Source organism: Primorskyibacter sedentarius (assembly GCF_004342065.1).
Taxonomy (GTDB): Bacteria; Pseudomonadota; Alphaproteobacteria; order Rhodobacterales; family Rhodobacteraceae; genus Primorskyibacter; species Primorskyibacter sedentarius.
Map to the genome: position 1 here is coordinate 154311 of NZ_SLZU01000003.1, position 14641 is coordinate 168951.

Annotated in this window: 18 protein-coding genes and 1 other RNA gene; 10 read left to right on the forward strand and 9 right to left on the reverse strand. The window is 61.0% G+C overall.

The features are described 5' to 3' along the window. Nucleotides 1-12: 12 nt before the first annotated feature. On the reverse strand, nt 13-975 hold the full coding sequence (locus tag EDD52_RS06965) for an NADPH:quinone oxidoreductase family protein (RefSeq protein ID WP_132243249.1): 963 nt from the start codon (nt 973-975) through the stop codon (nt 13-15). A 284-nt stretch (nt 976-1259) separates the two neighbouring features. Here EDD52_RS06965 and EDD52_RS06970 point away from each other — a divergent pair, with 284 nt between their 5' ends. Further along, complete coding sequence (locus EDD52_RS06970) at nt 1260-1625, forward strand: helix-turn-helix domain-containing protein (RefSeq protein WP_132243705.1); 366 nt, start codon at nt 1260-1262, stop codon at nt 1623-1625. Nucleotides 1626-1678: 53 nt separating this feature from the next. Continuing rightward, on the forward strand, nt 1679-2479 hold the full coding sequence (gene hisN, locus EDD52_RS06975; RefSeq protein WP_132243251.1) for a histidinol-phosphatase: 801 nt from the start codon (nt 1679-1681) through the stop codon (nt 2477-2479). Between the two features lie 11 nt (nt 2480-2490). Here the strand turns inward: hisN and EDD52_RS06980 are convergent, their stop codons facing one another. Next, nucleotides 2491-3342, reverse strand: a complete 852-nt coding sequence (locus EDD52_RS06980) for a LysR family transcriptional regulator (protein WP_132243253.1) — start codon at nt 3340-3342, stop codon at nt 2491-2493. Between the two features lie 126 nt (nt 3343-3468). Between EDD52_RS06980 and EDD52_RS06985 the strand changes: the two genes are divergently transcribed. Then, nucleotides 3469-3684, forward strand: a complete 216-nt coding sequence (locus tag EDD52_RS06985; RefSeq protein ID WP_132243255.1) for a DUF1127 domain-containing protein — start codon at nt 3469-3471, stop codon at nt 3682-3684. A 136-nt stretch (nt 3685-3820) separates the two neighbouring features. Beyond that, entirely contained in the window at nt 3821-4603 is a 783-nt protein-coding gene (locus EDD52_RS06990; RefSeq protein ID WP_132243257.1) for a Bax inhibitor-1/YccA family protein, read from the forward strand. A 217-nt stretch (nt 4604-4820) separates the two neighbouring features. Here the strand turns inward: EDD52_RS06990 and rpmG are convergent, their stop codons facing one another. Next, nucleotides 4821-4988, reverse strand: coding sequence for a 50S ribosomal protein L33 (rpmG, locus tag EDD52_RS06995; RefSeq protein ID WP_007799108.1), 168 nt, complete (start codon nt 4986-4988; stop codon nt 4821-4823). A gap of 215 nt (nt 4989-5203) precedes the next feature. On the opposite strand from rpmG, the gene EDD52_RS07000 reads away from it, so the two are divergent. Genes EDD52_RS07000 through EDD52_RS07010 form a run of 3 tightly spaced genes read left to right on the forward strand, consistent with a single transcriptional unit; the run spans nt 5204 to nt 6331 of the window. Further along, entirely contained in the window at nt 5204-5530 is a 327-nt protein-coding gene (locus EDD52_RS07000) for an ArsR/SmtB family transcription factor (protein ID WP_132243259.1), read from the forward strand. After that, the gene (locus tag EDD52_RS07005; RefSeq protein ID WP_132243261.1) at nt 5527-5976 is read left to right on the forward strand and encodes an SRPBCC family protein; all 450 of its coding nucleotides are present in this window, start codon (nt 5527-5529) and stop codon (nt 5974-5976) included. Before EDD52_RS07000 ends, EDD52_RS07005 begins: the two co-directional genes overlap by 4 nt. A 43-nt stretch (nt 5977-6019) precedes the next feature. Next, a complete protein-coding gene (locus tag EDD52_RS07010; RefSeq protein ID WP_132243263.1) occupies nt 6020-6331 on the forward strand; it encodes a YciI family protein in 312 nt (103 codons plus the stop codon). A 314-nt stretch (nt 6332-6645) separates the two neighbouring features. Here EDD52_RS07010 and rnpB read toward each other — a convergent pair. The 5 genes from rnpB to gatC all read right to left on the reverse strand — a co-directional run bounded on the left by rnpB (nt 6646) and on the right by gatC (nt 10322). Beyond that, an RNA gene (gene rnpB, locus EDD52_RS07015) (RNase P RNA component class A) lies at nt 6646-7091 on the reverse strand. Nucleotides 7092-7102: 11 nt separating this feature from the next. After that, nucleotides 7103-7846 (reverse strand): N-acetylmuramoyl-L-alanine amidase, encoded by a 744-nt coding sequence (locus EDD52_RS07020; protein ID WP_132243265.1) that lies wholly within the window; start codon nt 7844-7846, stop codon nt 7103-7105. After that, nucleotides 7804-8526, reverse strand: a complete 723-nt coding sequence (locus EDD52_RS07025) for a hypothetical protein (RefSeq protein WP_243651865.1) — start codon at nt 8524-8526, stop codon at nt 7804-7806. The genes EDD52_RS07020 and EDD52_RS07025 overlap by 43 nt, the downstream gene beginning before the upstream one ends. Nucleotides 8527-8547: 21 nt before the next feature. Further along, nucleotides 8548-10035 (reverse strand): Asp-tRNA(Asn)/Glu-tRNA(Gln) amidotransferase subunit GatA, encoded by a 1488-nt coding sequence (gatA, locus tag EDD52_RS07030; protein WP_132243269.1) that lies wholly within the window; start codon nt 10033-10035, stop codon nt 8548-8550. Continuing rightward, nucleotides 10035-10322, reverse strand: coding sequence for an Asp-tRNA(Asn)/Glu-tRNA(Gln) amidotransferase subunit GatC (gene gatC, locus EDD52_RS07035; RefSeq protein ID WP_132243271.1), 288 nt, complete (start codon nt 10320-10322; stop codon nt 10035-10037). The genes gatA and gatC overlap by 1 nt, the downstream gene beginning before the upstream one ends. Before the next feature lie 200 nt (nt 10323-10522). Here gatC and EDD52_RS07040 point away from each other — a divergent pair, with 200 nt between their 5' ends. Both EDD52_RS07040 and EDD52_RS07045 read left to right on the forward strand, forming a co-directional pair. Further along, entirely contained in the window at nt 10523-11215 is a 693-nt protein-coding gene (locus EDD52_RS07040) for a metal-dependent hydrolase (RefSeq protein WP_132243273.1), read from the forward strand. Nucleotides 11216-11326: 111 nt separating this feature from the next. Next, entirely contained in the window at nt 11327-12331 is a 1005-nt protein-coding gene (locus EDD52_RS07045; protein ID WP_132243275.1) for a hypothetical protein, read from the forward strand. Between the two features lie 155 nt (nt 12332-12486). Here the strand turns inward: EDD52_RS07045 and EDD52_RS07050 are convergent, their stop codons facing one another. Continuing rightward, nucleotides 12487-13062, reverse strand: a complete 576-nt coding sequence (locus EDD52_RS07050; RefSeq protein WP_132243277.1) for a hypothetical protein — start codon at nt 13060-13062, stop codon at nt 12487-12489. Nucleotides 13063-13279: 217 nt separating this feature from the next. On the opposite strand from EDD52_RS07050, the gene EDD52_RS07055 reads away from it, so the two are divergent. After that, complete coding sequence (locus EDD52_RS07055; RefSeq protein WP_132243279.1) at nt 13280-14572, forward strand: O-acetylhomoserine aminocarboxypropyltransferase/cysteine synthase family protein; 1293 nt, start codon at nt 13280-13282, stop codon at nt 14570-14572. The last annotated feature ends 69 nt before the right edge of the window (nt 14573-14641 follow it).

Sequence of the window (14641 nt, forward strand, 5' to 3'; positions counted from 1 at the left end):
AGGGTATGGGGGTCAGCCGATTTCGATCACGACCTTGCCGGTGGACCGACGGCTGCGCAGCAGTTCCATCCCTTCGGTAACCTGCGACAGGGGGAGGCAATGGCTGACATGGGGATGCAGCTTGCCCTCCTCGTACCAGCGCAGAAGCTCTGCAAGACTGTCTGTCACCACGGCCGGGCGGAAAGCAAGATACCCGCCCCAGTAGACCCCAAGGACCGAAATATTCTTCACCAGCAGATGGTTCGCCGGAATTTTCGGCACGTCCCCGCTCGCAAATCCGATGGGCAGAATGCGCGCTTCGGGATTGCAGGCCCGGAAGGCCGCCTTGAAAAGATCACCCCCGACAGGATCGTAGACGACATCCGCGCCGCCAAGCGCCTTTACCTCTTCGCGCAGATCAGAGGTATCGGTGTCTATCAGGTGATCGGCGCCCATTTTCCGGGCGATCTCCAGTTTGTCGGCGCCCCGCGCGCAGGCGATGACGCGCGCGCCCATCAGCTTGCCAATCTCGACCGCGGTCAGGCCAACCCCGCCCGCGGCCCCCAACACCAGCAATGTCTCGCCGGGTCGAAGCCCCGCCCGATGCGCCAGCGCGACATGGCTGGTGCCATAGGCGATTTGAAAGGCCGCAGCCTCTGCATAGGACATCGCATCAGGCAAGAGCACCGCGCGATCTGCGGGAAAACAGCCATATTCTGCCAGCCCGCCATGTCCGCCAAAGACGGCGACGCGGGCCCCACGCGGAAGACCCGACACCCCGTCGCCAAGGGCATCGACCACGCCCGCAACCTCCATCCCCGGCACGAAGGGCAAGGCGGGCGTGTCCTGATATGTCCCCTTCTGCATCAGCAGGTCTGCAAAATTGAGGCCACAGGCGGCGATTTTTACGCGAATCTCTCCCGGCTTGGGTTCTGGCAAGGGAATTTCAACCAGTTGAGGGGATTTTTCGTGCGATGTGACCTGAAAACCAAACATGCGACCTCCGTTTGCGCTTTGGCATACGAGACAAGAACAGCCCGAATTGTCAAACCGTTGCGCCAGACGGCTCACCTGACTTACCTATGGTAACGAGCGCCCGCCTAGATTGCGTAAAATTAACCTATTATACCTGCGATGGATCAAATTCCTTGCTACCGAAGATTTTCGAATATAAGTACATACAAGCTGTAGGGGTGCGCGGCTGTTACATAACGAGGAACCGCAAGGCGGCTTCTTGTGTAAGTGTTGTAACAATTGTAAAAGTGACGAAGGAAAAACGTATGACGCACCCTGTAGACGTACATGTTGGCAAACGCATTCGACATCGCCGGTGGCTTGTCGGCATGACGCAGCAGCAGCTTGCTGAGCGAGTCGGCATCAAGTTCCAGCAAATCCAGAAATACGAAACCGGTGCGAACCGGGTCAGCGCATCCCGCCTTTGGGATATCGCGGATGCTTTGGAAGTGCCGGTAAGCTTCTTCTTTGAAGGCTTGGAAACCGCCGATGCAGAACCTGGTGAGGCTGTGCCTGCGGATATCCTTGGTGACAAGGAAGCCCTTGATCTCGTGCGTAGCTACTACGCGATCCCGGAAAACCAGCGCCGCCGTCTGTTCGAGCTGGCCAGAGTACTTTCCGACGTCGCTTGAGGCTGTCGTCCCGACGCGGTAGCTAATGGCAGACCAGAGCTGCCGGAGGCACCATGACGGGATATTCCGACGAGTCCAAACAAGAATTCAGACGGGTGGCGTTCGCCTTGGCGGATGCCGCCCGTTCCGCGATTCTGCCGCATTTCCGCAGCAGCACCCTGACAACCGACAACAAACTGCATGACGGGTTCGACCCGGTCACCGTCGCCGATCAGGCGGCAGAGGACGCAATGCGCGAAATTCTGGCCAAAGAGAGGCCGGATGACGCGGTGCTTGGCGAAGAATTCGGCGCCCTGGCCGGGACCAGTGGCTTGACCTGGGTTCTCGATCCCATTGACGGCACGCGCGGGTTCATGTCCGGCACCCCCACTTGGGGCGTTCTGATTGCCCTGTCAGACGAAGACGGCCCTATGCTGGGCGTCATTGACCAACCCTATATCGGCGAGCGGTTTCATGGCGGCTTTGGCGTGGCAGAGTGTATCGGGCCGCACGGCACGAAGCGCCTTGAAACCCGGCCAGCGCGCGATCTGTCCGAGGCCACGCTTTTCACCACCTTTCCCAAAGTCGGCACTGTGGCAGAGCGAGACGCCTTTCATCGCGTCGCGGGAAAGGCGCAGCTTACGCGCTACGGCATGGATTGCTATGCATACGCGCTTGTTGCTGCCGGGCAGGTGGATCTGGTGATCGAGGCCGGGCTGAACGCCTATGACATTCAGGCTCCGATCGCCGTGGTCGAAGCCGCGGGAGGCATCGTCACCGACTGGGCGGGCGGGCCCGCGCATCAGGGGGGCTGCGCTCTTGCCGCCGCCAATCTTGAGATCCACGCACAGGCGCTTGCGCTTCTTCAAGCCTAAGGCCCCCGCCGCTAGAACGCCCCAAACCCCTGCCGGATCATCGATTGCAGCTGAGCGACCATCTCGGGCTTGGCGCTGTTGCCATAAAGGTTGATTCGTTGGGTCCCAAGGTCGGGCAGATCGGTCCCGGCGGTCGAGATATGCTCCAGATAGGGCGGAGCATGCCCCTCCAGCATCGCGGTGATCGCCAGATCTGCGCTTACCGTCGCTTCGATCGTCCGGTCATTATCCGATTCAACGGCCATTTCCCATTCCAGCCCGGCAGCGTCCAACGCACCAAGCGCACCCGGCCGAAACAGGCAGAACCGGCAAAAGGCCAACCGCAGCGGGCGTTGCCGCCAGGCGCTGCCCCCGGGGGCGCCGATCCAGCGCAGTGGCACATCGATCAGCGTCTCTCCCCCCTCCTCCAGCCCGCTCTCGGTGGTCAGAATCACGTCAATCTCGCCGCGCCTGAACTGCTCTTTCAGGTTGCTCGTGTAGGACGACAACAGCTGCACTTTCACCCGGGGATATTCCACACTGAACCGCTGAAGCACCTGAGGGATCACCGGATAGACGATGTCATGCGGCACGCCGAGCATAAGCTCGCCCTCATAATCCTGATCGGTCAACCTCGCGAAGATCTCGTCATTCATCGTCACCATGCGCCGGGCATAGGCCAAGAGCTGCTCGCCCGCCGCCGTCAATGCGATCTTGCGACCGGACCGGTCCAGCAGCGTCAGGCCCAACAGCTCTTCCAGCCGCTTGATCTGCATCGAGACAGCGGATTGGGTGAGGTTGAGGAACCCGGAGGCGCGCGTCACCCCGCCGCTCTGCGCGACGGCAACAAAGGATCGCAGCGTCGTGATGTCCAAGTTTCGCATTCATCACACTCCTTGATGGATTGGCTCACGAATATTCGTTTCTCAAATATGACACGATCCGCCATATACATCAACGAACAGAATGCAGCGCAGCAGCTACATCACAAAATGGAAAGGATCTGACCAATGAACAATGCTCTGATCTCCCGGCCTGGGGTTGCCGCATACCGCTTTGGCCACGGCTTTGCCCGCCTCATCCGGATGGCGGAAATCCATCGGCAACGGCGCGCCCTCGCCGCGCTTGACCAGCACGCTCTGGACGACATCGGCGTGACACGCACCCAAGCGCAGGCCGAGGCGCGACGCCCCGTCTGGGACGCGCCGGAAACGTGGTGTTCGTAAAAATCGGCGCCAAGTGATCGGAATCAGCACGGGAACAAGCGTCAACGGCCTTGTAAAATGTTGGTTCAGCTCCGATATTAAAGCCAATGGTCGGAGAACCGTCTTCGACCGCCCGGTTCTTTATTCGGAGGCTTAAATGGCTGAGTACAACACAATCCGGACGGGTGCGGCAGGCGTTCGCACAGCCCAGATTGACGAGGGTCTGCGCACCCATATGAACAAGGTCTACGGCACCATGTCCGTCGGCATGTTCATTACATTTCTTGCCGCTTGGGCGATTGCCGGGCTGGCCGTGACAACGGATCCCAGCGTCACCGGCATCCAGATCGGCGCCGACAAATACCTGACCGGCCTCGGCCAGGCCATTTACATGTCGCCGCTGAAATGGGTGATCATGTTCGCTCCGCTGGCCTTCATCTTCTTCGGGATGGGCGCCGCGATGAACCGCCTGTCGGCCGCTGGCGTGCAGACTGCGTTCTACGCTTTCGCCGCGCTGATGGGCCTGTCGCTCAGCTCCATCTTCCTGGTGTTCACCGGCTTCTCGATCATCCAGGTCTTTCTGGTGACATCGATCTCCTTCGCCGGCCTCAGCATCTGGGGCTACACCACGAAGAAGGACATCTCTGGCTGGGGATCGTTCCTGATCATGGGCGTGATCGGCCTGATCGTGGCCTCGATCGTCAACATCTTCCTGGCGTCCTCGGCCGTCGAATTCGCCGTGCAGGTGCTGGGTGTGCTGATCTTCGCGGGGCTGACAGCTTATGACACGCAGAACATCAAGAACACCTACCTTGCCCATGCGCAGGGTGGTGATGCCGAGTGGCTTGGCAAGGCTGCCATCATGGGCGCGCTGAACCTCTACCTCGACTTCATCAACATGTTCATGTTCCTGCTGCAGCTGATGGGCAATCGCGAATAACCCGACGCCGCGCACTGACAGACATGACCCCGCCGGACGCACCCCGTCCGGCGGGGTTTTTCGTGGCATATGCCCCCTACCCTTCGACCGGGATGGCAGCCCCGCCAATGTCGAAATCTCCGTATGGGCACCGCAAACGAAAAAACCGCGCCAGCCTCAACGGGCCGCGCGGTCTTGACTGTAGCTGCCCCCCGTCAAGGGCGGCGAAAGCAGGATCTTACTTGATCTTGCCTTCCTTGTACTCAACATGCTTGCGCACAACCGGGTCGTACTTACGCACGGTCATCTTCTCGGTCATCGTGCGGGCATTTTTCTTGGTCACATAGAAGTGGCCCGTGCCTGCGGTCGAGTTCAGGCGGATCTTGATTGTGGTAGGCTTCGCCATGGGTCGTCTCCTGCACCGGGCGCAGATGCGTCCCGTAAATATCCTAGAAGCCGCCTTGTACTGCCGCACGCGCCCGAGTCAACCAGATAGCAGATGTAATCATCGAAAAAGTCGCGATTGCCGCAGGAAAACTCGAAAGCGAAGGTTCGGACGCCATTTTCTACTTCCGTTAATTAGCCAATATGTTAATTATAGATTCGGAAGGAGCGGCTGAAATGTCCGATTTGCCACGCATCTTTGCAGCTTTGAGTGACCCCACCCGGCTGGCCATCGTCGAACGCCTGATGCGGGACGGGGAACTGCCCGTGGCGACGCTGCGCGAGGAAAGCGAGATCTCGGCCCCGGCCATTTCGCGGCACCTGAATGTCTTGATTCGGACAGGGCTGGTCCGCAAACGCGCCAGGGCCCAGCAGCGCCTCTACTCAGTGGTACCCGAGACCATTCGCGCCGTCAGCAGTTGGACGCTTGATCACCGCACCTTTTGGGAGGCGAGCCTCGACCGGCTGGAAGCGGAGCTACACAAGGAAATGTCACGGAAATGACCGAGCCAGTGGTAATTGAACGCGTCTTCGACGCCCCGCGCGAGGTGGTGTTCACCTTCATCACAACGCGTGCGCTTGCGACACAATGGTGGGGGCATGATGGCATGTCCCTGCCCGAAGAAAACCTCGATTTCAGCAGGCTCGGTCCATGGTTCGCGCAAGTCGTCGGTGCCGAGGGTGGCCGCTATAAGATGTCGGGACAGGTGACAAAGGTCGTGCCCCCTTCGCTCGTGGCGTTCACCTGGGGTTGGCATGACGAGAACGACGCCAGAGGCGCAGAGAGCCACGTCATGATTATGCTCGACGCATTGGACGGAGACCGCACGCGGCTTGTTCTGCGCCACGGGCATCTGCAACCCGGCCCACAACGCGACAACCACTCCAAGGGCTGGGTAGCAACGCTTGCCCGTCTTGAAAAGGCGCTGGCTACCAGCCTGAGCAACTGATTTTCCACGCCCCAACGGGCCACGTCCACAGAAAGGAAATTACATGTCCAAATTCATGTTTGCATATCACGGTGGCAAGATGCCCGAGACGCCTGAAGAGGGCGCCAAAATGATGGCCGCCTGGGAGGCCTGGTATAAGGATATGGGAGAGTCGCTGGTCGACGGTGGCAACCCTGTCGGCATGTCCAAGACCGTTTCGTCAGGCGGGGTTGAGGACAATGGCGGTGCCAACCCGCTGTCGGGATACACGATCATCAGCGCAGATAGCATAGAGGTCGCCTGCGACATGGCAAAGGGATGCCCGATGCTTGAAAGCGGCGGCACGGTCGAAGTGGCCCCTGTCATCGAGATGTGACGCGGAACCGCCCCGGCCTTCAGGTCGGGGCATCCAATGCCATCAAGAAATGGCTGGCCCGAATTCTCCCGGTGGCTAGCAGCAAGCCGCTGTCGGAAGGTCGCACTCTGACCGCAGCCTCAATAATTTCAGTCAGTGTGTGCGATGGGTCCATTCGGCTCGATCAACATGACCGGGCGGGCGTCTCTTTGTCGATATTCGGCGAAAACGCCGCCACAAATAGGCTAGTCAAAACATTTGCCAATTCATCGAGAGTTCATGAATGCCCGATCCTTGGAAAGACCTTATCACTTTTTTTGGTCTGCAAGGCAATTTTGCGCGGAGGGCCTGTAAGCCGGATTCTGTTCCCCCCGGGCCGAAACCCGAGGTTCGATGACCATTCCTCTACGGCGCCTGTTGCCAGACGCCTTTAGCTGCCAACCCGGACCTCTGGGCTGAAGCGGCCCTGCGGTGATATCGGTTGCCCGATCAACCCCGCCCGAGGTCCCTATTCGGCATTGCTCCCGGTGGGGCTTGCCATGCGGCGCGCGTTGCCACGCCCCCGGTGCGCTCTTACCGCACCGTTTCACCCTGACCCGTCGCAAGCTCCTTTGGCGCACCTCCGGTATGTCCTTTGGCGCACCTCGGGTGCGACGGGCGGTCTGTTTTCTGTGGCGCTTTCCGTCAGGTTGCCCTGCCCGGGCGTTACCCGGCACCGTTGCCTCAGGGAGTCCGGACTTTCCTCGGAACATTGCTGCCCCGCGGCCATCCGGCCCTCCGCGCAGGTTGCAGTTAGGCGCTGCGCGGCCCCGGGTCAACGGGATAGTCGCGTGCGATGCGCTGCGCCAGGACCTGATCCGCTTCTGTCGCACGCCCCGTCGCCCAGGGGCGATAGCGCAGCCGGAACGCGGCGAGCTTTGTTTCCATATCGGTATCTGCCGTATATCCGATGGCGGCGAGCGATCCGGCAAGCTCGTCAAGGCTGACCTTCCCCTGCCCGATCCCCTCTTGCACAGCCAATTGCGGACGCGCGGCGAGCCCTTGCAGCGCCAGCCGCTGCCAGTCGAATCGCGGGCCCGGATCAATCTTGCGACCCGGCGCCAGATCGGAATGGCCGATCACCCGTTCGGGCCGCACCTGCCAGCGCGCAACGATACCGCGAAGCAACTCCTCCAGCGCGGCCATCTGGGGCTCCGGAAAAGGCTCTGCCCCGGTATTGGCAATCTCGATCCCGATGGAGCGCGAGTTCACATCCGCGACCTCCCCCCAAGCCCCTGCCCCGGCGTGCCAGGCGCGCATGCCCTCGTCCACAAGCTGCCAGACGGTTCCCTGCCGCGAAATCACGTAATGCGCAGAGACCTCGGCCTGCGGATTACACAACCAATCGCGCGCCTCACGGGCACTGACCATCGCTGTATAGTGAATCACCACCATGTCAGGCCGGGCACCATCGCGCCGCGGCCCGAAATTGGGCGAGGGATGCCAGACCGGCGTCAGCTTCCCGAACGCACTTTGCGGAAGGGTGCCGGATCCCATGCACAGGCGAAACCGTCGCCATCCGGGTCAAGCCCCTTGCGGTCCTTCTCCGGGCCGCCAAGCGCCAGGAAATCCTCTTGCGCAAGGTCGGCCGAAGCGTAGCTGGCACAGTTGCGCTGGAATTTAGCCTGCGAATTCAACCCGAAACGCTTATATAGCTGCGCGCCCTTTGGATTGGTTGTCTGCAGCGCATAGGCCACGATATTTGGCCCGCTCGCCCCCGACCGCGTCGGCAGGGCGGTGGGCTGAATCACCTCGTACTGTGCGCGGTTGCGGGCAATCAGCGCGGCATCGCTTTCGATACTGCGCTCGTCCGACACCGCGTTGAAGTCATTCTCGTCGGAAATCCCGACAGAGTTGGTCACGACCTGCGGCGGGGCGTTGGCGGGCGAGGCATTGACAGGAACCTGACCGGAATTGGCCGCCGCGCCGTCGTCATCTGACAGGGCCGCGCGGGCCGCGTCGATCGCGTCTGGCTGGCTGTTCGGCGTCGAGGTCTGAACGCTGACGTCAGAGACTGTCGAGTTCTCAAGCGCGGCATCGCGCTGAAGCCGTTCCTCGTAGGTGGTATAGTTGTCGAGCCCGACGCCCGCACCGCTATCGGGGATGGGAGGCGTACAGGCAACAAGCGCGGCAAGCGCCGCTCCACCAAGCAAAAACCGCATCATATATCCTGTCATGGGTTCACAGAAGTCCTGCGCCTACCACCATTTGGAGGGTTTTTCCACAAATCCCGCAGCATTTTCGAGCGCATAGGCGGTATTCAGCAAATCGCCCTCCTCCCACGGACGGCCAATCAGCTGAAGACCCAGCGGCAGGCCCTGCTTGTCGATACCCGCAGGCACCGAGATACCGGGCAGACCCGCAAGGTTGACGGTCACGGTGAACACGTCGTTCAGGTACATCTGCACCGGGTCGGCCTCTGTCATCTCGCCCAACCCAAAGGCCGCGGACGGCGTCGCGGGCGTCAGGATCGCGTCGATCCCGGCGGCGAAGGCATCCTCGAAGTCCTTCTTGATCAGGGTGCGGACCTTGCGGGCGCGGTTGTAATAGGCGTCGTAGAAGCCTGCCGATAACACGTAGGTGCCGACCATGACGCGGCGCTGCACCTCGTGGCCAAAGCCTTCGGCGCGGGTTTTCTCGTACATCTCGGTGATGCCGTCGCCCTGCGCCAGCTTGGCCCGGTGGCCGTAACGCACCCCGTCATAGCGCGCGAGGTTCGACGATGCCTCGGCCGGGGCGATGACGTAATAGGCAGGCAACGCGTATTTGGCATGCGGCAGCGAGATATCGACGATCTCGGCACCGGCATCCCTCAGCATATTGGCGCCATCGGCCCAGAGCTTTTCGATCTCGGCGGGCGTGCCTTCCATCCGGTATTCCGCCGGAATGCCGATTTTCTTGCCCCTGATGTCGCCGGTCAGCATCGCCTCGAAATCCGGCACGGCCAGATCGGCAGAGGTCGAATCCTTGGGGTCGTGCCCCGCCATGGTGCGCAGGACAATCGCCGCGTCGCGGACCGTTTTCGCCATCGGACCCGCCTGATCCAGCGAGGAGGCAAAGGCCACAACGCCCCAGCGAGAGCAGCGCCCATAGGTCGGTTTGATCCCGACGATGCCGGTAAAGGCCGCTGGCTGGCGGATTGACCCGCCCGTATCCGTGCCCGTCGCCGCGAGGCAAAGGTCCGCCGCCACGGCACTGGCAGAGCCGCCCGAAGAGCCGCCCGGCGTCAGGAGCGTGTCGTCATTTCCGCGCCGCCAGGGGTTCACGGCATTGCCATAGCAGGATGTCTCGTTCGACGAGCCCATGGCGAATTCGTCCATGTTGAGCTTGCCCAGCATCACGGCGCCCGCATCGAACAGCTGGCTCGTGACCGTCGATTCGTATTCGGGCTTGAACCCTTCCAGAATGCGGCTCGCGGCCTGGCTGGCCACACCATTGGTGCAGAAAAGATCCTTGATCCCCATCGGGATGCCGCACATGTCGGGCGCGTCGCCAGCCTTGATCCGCGCATCCGCGGCACCTGCTTGCTCCAACGCGATTTCCGGCGTCTTGTGAACGAAGGCACCAAGCGCGTCCGCCCCATCAATGGCGGTGAGACAGGCCTCGGTCAGCTCCACGCTGGTCACATCGCCGGTTCGCAATGCGTCGCGTGCATCGGCAACTGTAAGTTTGGTCAGATCGCTCATTATTCCACCACCTTGGGAACCGCAAAGAACCCTTCGCGCGCATCGGGCGCGTTCGCCAGAACCTTGTCCTGCATGTTCCCGTCCGTCACGCCATCCTCGCGCCGCTTCAGACGCATCGGCGTTACCGAAACCATCGGTTCCACACCCTCGACATCCACCTCGTTGAGCTGCTCGATGAAGCCGAGAATGGTGTTGAATTCGCCCGCCAGCGCGGGCAGCGCGTCCTCTTCCACCTTGATGCGCGCCAGTTTGGCGACGCGTGCGGCGGTCTCAAGGTCGATCGACATGGAAAGCCTCCTGGTTACAGGTCAGGCTTGCGTTTACCGCCCGCGCGGGCGCCCTGCAAGCAGTTGCGCGCCAATAGTGGGCATCGCCCTTGTTGCAGGCAGGATGGCACGCCCCGTCCAGACCATCCGGGCGGCCCCTCGCAGCCGACTGGAAGACCGCGCAAACCGTGTTACGATCCGGAAAACAACGGAGAGAACGCATGAAGATCATCTGGCTCGGACACGGCTCGTTCCGCTTTGAAATTGGCGCGCTGACGCTGCTTATGGACCCCTGGCTGACGGGCAATCCGCTGCTGAACGAAGACCAGCACGAGGCCGCCACGAAAGGCGCCACCCACATCCTGTTGACCCACGGACATTTCGATCATGTCGCGGACGTTCTGCCACTGTCGCGCAAACTGGGTGTGCCGGTGGTCGGACAGTATGACCTGATGAACCACTGGGCCGAGAACGAGGGAATCGAGACGATCGGCTTCAACAAGGGCGGCACTGTCGATCTGGGCGGCGTAAAGGTCACGATGGTGAACGCCATTCACTCCTCGACTTTCGGCACGCCGCATGGGCCGCGCGTGGCCGGAACGGAATGCGGTTTCATGATCGAGGGCGAAGGCCACACGATCTATGCCTCGGGCGACACAGACGTGATGTCGGACATGAAGATCTTCAATGACCTTCACAAACCCGATATCGGCATTCTTTCTGCGGGCGGCTACTTCACCATGGATATGAAACGCGCGGCCTACGCCGCAAGGACGTTTTTTGACTTCAAGACCCTGATCCCCTGCCACTACCGCACCTTTCCCATATTGGAGCAATCCGCCGAAGCGTTGGCACAGGCCCTTCCCGGCGTGGATGTAATCGAACCAGAGGTTTTGCAGCCCATTGAGATCTGATCATCCGGCGCCCCGCCCGATCTGCGGGATCGGGGCGCATTGCGCCGCCGGTGTGACAACCTATAGTGCGCGGGCAAGACGAGTGATGCAGAGTTTACGGACACCCCCGACATGCCAAAGCGCAACGCGCCAGAACAGACCGTCAATATCCTGATCGTCGGTCAATCGGGACGGCTGCAATACGAGGCATTGCTCTTTGCCGCGTCGCTGCTGGATGGGCCCTCCACCCTTGCTTACAAGCTGTTTGTGGCAGAGCCAGAGCCGGGGCCGCTCTGGCCTGGGGATCCGCGTATCAAGCAATCGGACATCCGCGACCATCTGGAAGAGTTGGGCGCCGAAATTCAACCCTTTGAAAGCCGCCATTTCGGTCACGCCTATAGCTACGGCAACAAGATAGAGGCGCTTTCGGTCCTGCCCGAGGGCGAGCCCTTCATCTTCTTTGACACCGATACGCTGATCCACGGCGATCTGGGCACCGTCCCGTTCGATTTCGACCGCCCCGGCGCGTCCCTGCGCTGTGAAGGGACCTGGCCAAAGATCGAGCTTTATGGCCCCGGCTACGCGGACATCTGGCGCGCGCTCTACGACCGGTTCGGGCTGGATTTCGAAAGTTCGCTGAACCTCGACCAGCCAGACGAGTACTGGCAGCGATATCTCTATTTCAACGCAGGTTTCTTCTACTACCGATGCCCCCGCGCCTTTGGGCATCGCTTTCTTGAATACGCGCTGGAGATACGCGACAACCCGCCCGCAGAGCTGGTCTGTCAGACATTCGACCCATGGCTCGACCAGATCGCCCTGCCGCTGGTGATCCATTCATTCGGGGGGGGCCGCGACAGCCTGCCGGAGGGCTATCTTGATGGCGATGTGTCCTGCCACTACCGCGTTCTGCCGCTTCTATACGCCCGCGAGGATGACGCGGTGGTCGAAGCGCTGGAACGGATCTGTGCCCCTAACCGGCTGAAAAAGTTGCTCAAGCAATACGAGCCCTTCAAGCGCATGGTCTATCAGGGGCGCGGTCAGAAAGTGCGCGCTCTTTTCGACCGCAACCATCTGCCCCTTCGCGAACAGATGATCCGCAACCGCATCAAGCGTGAAGGTTTCTGGATGCGATAGGCGCGTTCTTCTGCGGCCTTGCCCGGATCGGACGCGCGCCGCTTTCATCTGAGAATTTGAACGCACTGGACCCGTGCCTAAACCGTTGGACCCAGTACAGAAAATGGGCGCGCACCGGCACGCCCATTTCTTCATTTTCTTGCGGCCTGAACCGTTCAGGCGGCCTTTTCAAGCAGCGTGTAGGTCGAGATCAACTCTCCGGTCACCTGCGCGCGGGCCACCTTGCCGGCCTCGGTCTTTTTACCGCGTGCGCCAACGGCCTTCTTGATCAGGCGGCCAAGCTGTTGGTTAAGCGGGGCCTGCGCCCGCGCGCTGCGGCCCTCGGCGCCAGACCCGATCGCCTTGTTATAAAGCTCAACGAACGCCGCGTTCTTGTTCGCGGTGCTCATGACCGTCAGAATGAAATGTTCGTCGAATTTGCCATCGGCGTCGATTTCCTTCGCAAGAAGGATGGTGTGATCGATAATCGCGCGCTTGGCTTGCAGCCGCTCGGCCAGAGGATCGCCAGGTGCCGCATTTTCCAGCACGTGGTTTTCCAGCACCTTCTGCATCAGGTGCCCCAGTTCCATGCCCTGTTTCTTTGCCTCGGCGGCAAAAAGCTCCCGGACTTCGGGTTCCAGGCTGAACGACACCTTGGTCGCCTGCGCAATCCGCTTGAGCCTGCGCTTGCGCTTGGTCGGAACATCTGCGCCAGGCATCTTTGCGGTGATCGTTTTCTTGGTAGGCTTCATCTGCGGAATCCTTCGCATCAACATATAATGCCAGTATGTTGGAATGACGCCGACTGTCAACATACTGTCGCAGAATGTTGACAGGTCTTTCAGACGTATTTTACCAAAATTGTGTCACGAAACCCGGCCCGGAACGGCTGTCCGCAAGGCGCATATTGTAAGCGCGCCGCGGATAAACTAGGCATTTGAAGGGAATTAAACGAGGGAGGACAGCCCAATGACCGACGCCCCCAATTATGGCTTCGACACGCTTCAGATCCACGCAGGCGCCCGGCCTGATCCGGCCACCGGCGCGCGGCAGGTGCCGATCTATCAGACAACAGCCTATGTTTTCCGGGACGCCGATCACGCGGCCGCGCTCTTCAACCTTCAGGAAGTGGGCTACATCTATTCGCGCCTGACCAACCCGACCGTGTCGGCGCTGCAGGAACGCGTCGCCACGCTGGAAGGCGGCGCAGGCGCGGTCTGCTGCTCTTCCGGACATGCGGCGCAGATCATGGCGCTATTCCCGCTGATGGGGCCGGGTCTGAACGTCGTTGTGTCCACACGCCTTTACGGCGGGTCGATCACCCAGTTTTCCCAGACAATCAAACGCTTTGGCTGGTCGGCCAAGTTCGTTGATTTCGATGATGTAGACGCGGTTGCCGCCGCAATTGATGACGACACGCGCGCTGTCTTTTGTGAATCGATCGCCAATCCCGGCGGCTATATCACCGATCTGGACGCCATTGCCAAAGTGGCCGATGCTGCGGGCCTGCCGCTGATTGTCGACAACACGTCGGCCACGCCCTACCTGTGCCGACCGATTGAACATGGCGCGACGCTCGTCGTACATTCGATGACGAAATACCTCACCGGCAACGGCACTGTCACTGGCGGCTGCGTCGTCGATTCAGGGAATTTCGACTGGTCCGCTTCGGGCAAGTTCCCCTCGCTCTCGGATTCCGAGCCCGCCTATCACGGGCTGAAATTCCACGAAACCTTTGGCCCGCTGGCCTTTACCTTCCACGGCATCGCCATCGGCCTGCGCGACCTTGGCATGACGCTGAACCCGCAGGCCGCGCATTACACGCTGATGGGCATCGAAACCCTCTCGCTGCGGATGGAGCGTCATGTCCAGAACGCTGAAAAGGTGGCAAGCTGGCTGGAAACGCATGATGCCGTCGCGGGCGTCACCTATGCCGGGCTGGCCTCTTCGCCTTATCATGACCGGGTCGCGCGCATCTGTCCCAAGGGTGCTGGCGGGCTCTTCACGATCAAGCTGAAAGCGGGCTACGAAGGCTGCGTCAAGTTTGTCGACAACCTTGAGATCTTCAGCCATGTCGCAAACCTTGGCGATACGCGCAGCCTCGTGATCCATTCCGCCTCGACCACCCATCGCCAGCTGACCGAAGAACAGCAGGTCGCGGCCGGGGCCGGCCCGGATGTGGTGCGGATCTCCATCGGGATCGAGGATGCGGACGACCTGATCGCCGATCTTGACCAGGCGCTGTCAACGGCCTCTGCCTGATAGGTTTCCGGGCGCGGCACGGTTTGTGCGGCGCCCGGACTGCGCATGTCGCTGCGCCTGCAAGCGCAA

Coding starts and splice junctions, on each gene's coding strand:
- EDD52_RS06965 (WP_132243249.1), bottom strand. CDS start 975: ATGTTTGGTTTTCAGGTCACATCGCACGAAAAATCCCCTCAACTGGTT.
- EDD52_RS06970 (WP_132243705.1), top strand. CDS start 1,260: ATGACGCACCCTGTAGACGTACATGTTGGCAAACGCATTCGACATCGC.
- hisN (WP_132243251.1), top strand. CDS start 1,679: ATGACGGGATATTCCGACGAGTCCAAACAAGAATTCAGACGGGTGGCG.
- EDD52_RS06980 (WP_132243253.1), bottom strand. CDS start 3,342: ATGCGAAACTTGGACATCACGACGCTGCGATCCTTTGTTGCCGTCGCG.
- EDD52_RS06985 (WP_132243255.1), top strand. CDS start 3,469: ATGAACAATGCTCTGATCTCCCGGCCTGGGGTTGCCGCATACCGCTTT.
- EDD52_RS06990 (WP_132243257.1), top strand. CDS start 3,821: ATGGCTGAGTACAACACAATCCGGACGGGTGCGGCAGGCGTTCGCACA.
- rpmG (WP_007799108.1), bottom strand. CDS start 4,988: ATGGCGAAGCCTACCACAATCAAGATCCGCCTGAACTCGACCGCAGGC.
- EDD52_RS07000 (WP_132243259.1), top strand. CDS start 5,204: ATGTCCGATTTGCCACGCATCTTTGCAGCTTTGAGTGACCCCACCCGG.
- EDD52_RS07005 (WP_132243261.1), top strand. CDS start 5,527: ATGACCGAGCCAGTGGTAATTGAACGCGTCTTCGACGCCCCGCGCGAG.
- EDD52_RS07010 (WP_132243263.1), top strand. CDS start 6,020: ATGTCCAAATTCATGTTTGCATATCACGGTGGCAAGATGCCCGAGACG.
- EDD52_RS07020 (WP_132243265.1), bottom strand. CDS start 7,846: ATGGGATCCGGCACCCTTCCGCAAAGTGCGTTCGGGAAGCTGACGCCG.
- EDD52_RS07025 (WP_243651865.1), bottom strand. CDS start 8,526: ATGACAGGATATATGATGCGGTTTTTGCTTGGTGGAGCGGCGCTTGCC.
- gatA (WP_132243269.1), bottom strand. CDS start 10,035: ATGAGCGATCTGACCAAACTTACAGTTGCCGATGCACGCGACGCATTG.
- gatC (WP_132243271.1), bottom strand. CDS start 10,322: ATGTCGATCGACCTTGAGACCGCCGCACGCGTCGCCAAACTGGCGCGC.
- EDD52_RS07040 (WP_132243273.1), top strand. CDS start 10,523: ATGAAGATCATCTGGCTCGGACACGGCTCGTTCCGCTTTGAAATTGGC.
- EDD52_RS07045 (WP_132243275.1), top strand. CDS start 11,327: ATGCCAAAGCGCAACGCGCCAGAACAGACCGTCAATATCCTGATCGTC.
- EDD52_RS07050 (WP_132243277.1), bottom strand. CDS start 13,062: ATGAAGCCTACCAAGAAAACGATCACCGCAAAGATGCCTGGCGCAGAT.
- EDD52_RS07055 (WP_132243279.1), top strand. CDS start 13,280: ATGACCGACGCCCCCAATTATGGCTTCGACACGCTTCAGATCCACGCA.